General features: G+C 63.1%; 2 protein-coding genes. Both read right to left on the bottom strand.

Features of this window, described 5'->3' with window-relative positions:
* Positions 1–1,541, bottom strand: a 1,541-nt coding sequence (locus B5G09_RS13735) for a SusD/RagB family nutrient-binding outer membrane lipoprotein (protein WP_087405619.1), incomplete at its 3' end; no start/stop codon positions are given.
* Positions 1,542–1,553: 12 nt separating this feature from the next.
* Positions 1,554–3,923 (bottom strand): SusC/RagA family TonB-linked outer membrane protein (locus B5G09_RS13730; protein ID WP_087405618.1); only part of this gene is annotated, 2,370 nt, incomplete at its 5' end.

Raw genomic sequence — 3,923 nt, 5'->3', positions numbered from 1 at the left:
CGCGTACCCATCTGGTCGCCCGTGCGGTTGCCGTTCGTCTGCTCGGCGTTGAGCTGTTGGATCGCCGCCTGCAGGTTCGTGTTGTTCTGCTGGTACTCCTCCACCGGGTAGGGAAGCCGTCGGGCCCCCTGCGCCACGTCGACCCCGCCGCCCGACTTGTCGGCCACGACCGGCATCAGCCGCGGGTAGCCCGTGCGGCGGTGCTCGGACCACGCCTCCACGCCCAGCGGGAAGATGGCGATCCACTTCTGCGTGATGATGCGCTCGAGGTTTTCCTCGAAGTTGTCAGCTCCGGGCGCCCACGCGATTGTGATCGTGCTCTGCGCCGCGGCGCTGTAATTACCCAGCGGATCGGTGTAGGCCGCCGGGCGGCTCGTGGCATCGGCCACATAGGCGTCGGCCCCGCTCGCGCCCCGCTCCTCGAACGAAAGACGGATGGCCTGCTCGTAAAGCGACTGCGCCGTCTCCTCCGAACCCCAGCGCAGCTCGTATTCGGCACGCAGGAACGTCGCCTCCGCGGCGTTGAACCACAGGTAGGGGGTCGTCGACTCGACGATCAGGTTGGAATACTTGGTCATGGCCGTCGCCTTGCCCGCCACGTCGATACCGATGCGGATGCCGACGTAGTTGCCCACGTCGTTCGGCAGGAACATCTTCTCGACGCGCGGATCGTTGTAGCCGGTCATGTAGCAGAGGATGTCGGCGCCGACGCGGTGGTCGCCCCAGTCGTTGTAGATCAGCGTCGTGCGGTTCTCCGCGGCGTGCATCGCCGCGTTGTCGGCATTCGACGTGATGACGCCCCCGGCAATCGCCTCCGAGGCCTTCGTCCGCGCCAGGTCGGGTTTCACCTCCGTCAGGCGCATGGCCATGCGCAGCTTGAGCGAGTTGGCATATTTCAACCATTGCGCGATGTTGCCGTAGTAGACCCCGTCGTAGCGGCTCCACGCATCGGACGAAAGGGTCGTGTTGCGGCCCAGCGTCGCGATGGCCTCGTCCAGCTCCTCGAACATCTTCGTATAGACCGCCTCCTGCGAGTCATACTCCACGTAGACCGATTCGTTGCTCTCGAGCTTCGAGTAGGGAATCGGACCGTAGGAGTCCGTCACCCGCTGCATGATCGCCACGCGCAGCAGCCGCGCAAAGGCGATGGCCACCTCGTCGTCCGTACCGCCGACGATTCCCTTGTAGGGGGTGTAGGTCTCGGTGATGACATTCGCGAAGGGCCACTTGCGCCAGTCGGCCGAGGGGTTGTAGGTCTCGAACTTCGTCTGCCACGTGTCCACCGTGGCGCCGATATAGCCCGCGAACGGCCCGCCCGTGAGCGACTCGTTGAACTGGTACATGTGCTCCTGGACGGGAATCACCAGGCTCTGCAGCGTGCGGACCTTCGTACCCGTCTTGTAGTTCAGGGCCTCCATCTGCTCCTCGGTCACCTGGTTCGGGTTGCGGTTGATATCCTCGAAATCACCCGTACAGGCCGTCAGGACCAGCAGGGCGGCCGCCATGAGCCGTCGGCCCGTCTTTGTCGTTATCTTTTTCATGCCCGTAGTCGTTTAGAATTGGAATTTGACACTGAAGCCGAGGCTCCTGAGCGACGGCATCATGAAGTAGTCGATGCCCTGGTAGTTCAGCCCCGTCGAGGCCACGGCCTCGGGGTCGAACGGTGCCTTGCAGTAGATCATCCAGAGGTTGCGCCCGACGAACGAGACGGTCATCCGCATCCGGTCGCGGAACCACTTCGCGGGGAGCGTGTAGCCGAGCGAGAGCTCCTGCAGGCGGAAGTTCGTCGCCGAATAGGTGTAGTACTGCGGCAGACCCGACTGCGAGCCGATCGCCTGGTACCACTTCTGCGCGTCGACCATCTCGCGGCCGTTGATCCATACGCCCCCGGCGTCGCGCGCCGCGGCCGAAGCCTCCGAAACGCCGTACAGGTCGAGGTTGGCCTGTGTGGCCGAGTAGCAGATGCCGCCGATGCGGGCCGTGAAGAGCAGGCCGAGATTCACGCCCTTCCACGAGAAGTCGTTGCGCCACGCGAGGTTGTGATCCGGGAAGACCGAACCGAGGTAGATGTCGTCTCCCTCGTCCGTCAGCAGCAGGTTGCCGCTCTTGTCCACCTCGACGTAGCCGTTGTCGTTGAAGCGCAGGTCCGACGTCGTGTAGAGGTCACCCAGCGTGCCGCCCTCCTTGAGGATGTACTTCGCCTTGCCCAGGCCCTTGATGTCGAGTTTCTCGAGATTCAGCGGCTCGCCCGTGACGGGATTCACGGCATTGGCCGCCAGTTCGATGATCTCGTTGCGGTTCCACGCATAGGTGAAATTCGTCGCCCAGCGGAAACTTCCCCACCGGTTGTCATACCCCACCGAGAGCTCGACGCCCGTGTTGCGGACGTGGCCCGTCTGCAGGTAGATCGTCGTATAGGAGGACGAGGGAGGCAGCGAGGGGTCGAACGTCTGGTTCTTCGTGTCGGCCCGGTACCACGATGCCGAGAGGCTCAGGTGGCGCCACAGCCGCGCGTCCACGCCCACCTCGTAGGTGGTCGTGCGCTCGGGCTTCAGATCCCCGATCGGATAGTGCGTCTTGTCCTTCCAGACGCGGTTCGTGGCGTCGTACTCGTAGGTCGGGACGGTCAGGTAGCGCGGGAAGGGCATACCCACCGAGGCGATCGAGCCGCGGAGCTTCAGGTAGCTCAACGCTCCGCCCAGGTCCCAGAGCGAAGTGGGCACCCACGACAGGCCCACCGACGGATAGAAGAACGACGAGGAGGAGGAGCCGGCGATCTGCGAGGCCCAGTCGTTGCGCCCCGTGACGGTCAAATAGAGCATTTGCTTCCACCCCACCTCCACCGAGGCGAACAGGGACTGCGTCTGGTCGTGCCAGCCGGTCTTCTCGGCCCGCTTCTTCGTGTCGTCCAGATCGAAGACGTTGAAGACGTTCGGAAGGCCGTTCTCCTGGATCGGACCGCGGTACGAGAGCTCGTCGCTCTTGACGTTGTTGATCGAGGCGCCGAGGTTGGCCTGCAGCGACCAGTCGTCGCCGAACGTCTTGTTGATGTTGGCCATCACGTCGGCATAGGTCTGCGAATCATAGGTCCGCGCCTCGGTGTAGTGGCCGTTCCGGCCGCCGTCCGTAATGGTCGTGTTCGACGAGGCATAGAGCTTCTGCGTGTAGAGCGAGTTCATGTTGTCGATCCTTACGCGCCCCGTGACATTCAGCCACGGCAGGATGTCATACGAGGCCGAGAGCGAGAGCATGTAGCGCTTCTTGTCCGTATTGCGCAGGTTGCGGTAGGCGATCCAGTAGGGGTTCTGCATGCGGAGGTCACCGCCCTCCATGTCCGCCGACCAGAACTGCTCCATGAGTTTCGTACCCTCGTTGTAGCGCTCGAAGCGGCGGTAGAGGTCGAAGTTCTCGCCCCGCGGGAAGAGGTAGGCCGAGACCAGCGGGTTCGAGTAGACACCCTGGTTGGTCATGTTCTGGTCCTGCTGGTAGATGTAGCTCGCCGAGGCGTCGATCCGCAGCCGGTCCTTCAGGAAATAGCTGGTGTTGCGGAAGGTGAAGTTGTAGCGGTCGTACTCGTTGTTGGGAATGATCCCGTCGGAATTGACCGCCGCGGCCGAAAAGTAGGTCTGGTTGCGGTCCGTACCGCCCGAGAGGGTGAAGGCGTTCGTATAGACGTGTCCCGTCTCGAAGAAATCATTGGGTGTATAACCGGTTTGCGCAGCCGGGGTGAGTTTCGCGCCCCAGCTGTAGACGGCGGAACCCGAACCCGAGCCGTTCAATCCCGTGCCGTAGCGGTTCTGGAATTCCGGCAGCACAAAGGGATTCAGGAACTCCGTGTTGCTCGTAAGGGTCACCTTCAGCGCTCCGGCCTCGCCCTTCTTCGTCGTGATCATCACGGCGCCGTTCGCCGCCTCCGAACCGTA

This window comes from Alistipes sp. An54 (assembly GCF_002159375.1).
GTDB classification, from domain to species: Bacteria; Bacteroidota; Bacteroidia; order Bacteroidales; family Rikenellaceae; genus Alistipes; species Alistipes megaguti.
This window is presented reverse-complemented; position numbering and strand designations above follow the sequence as displayed.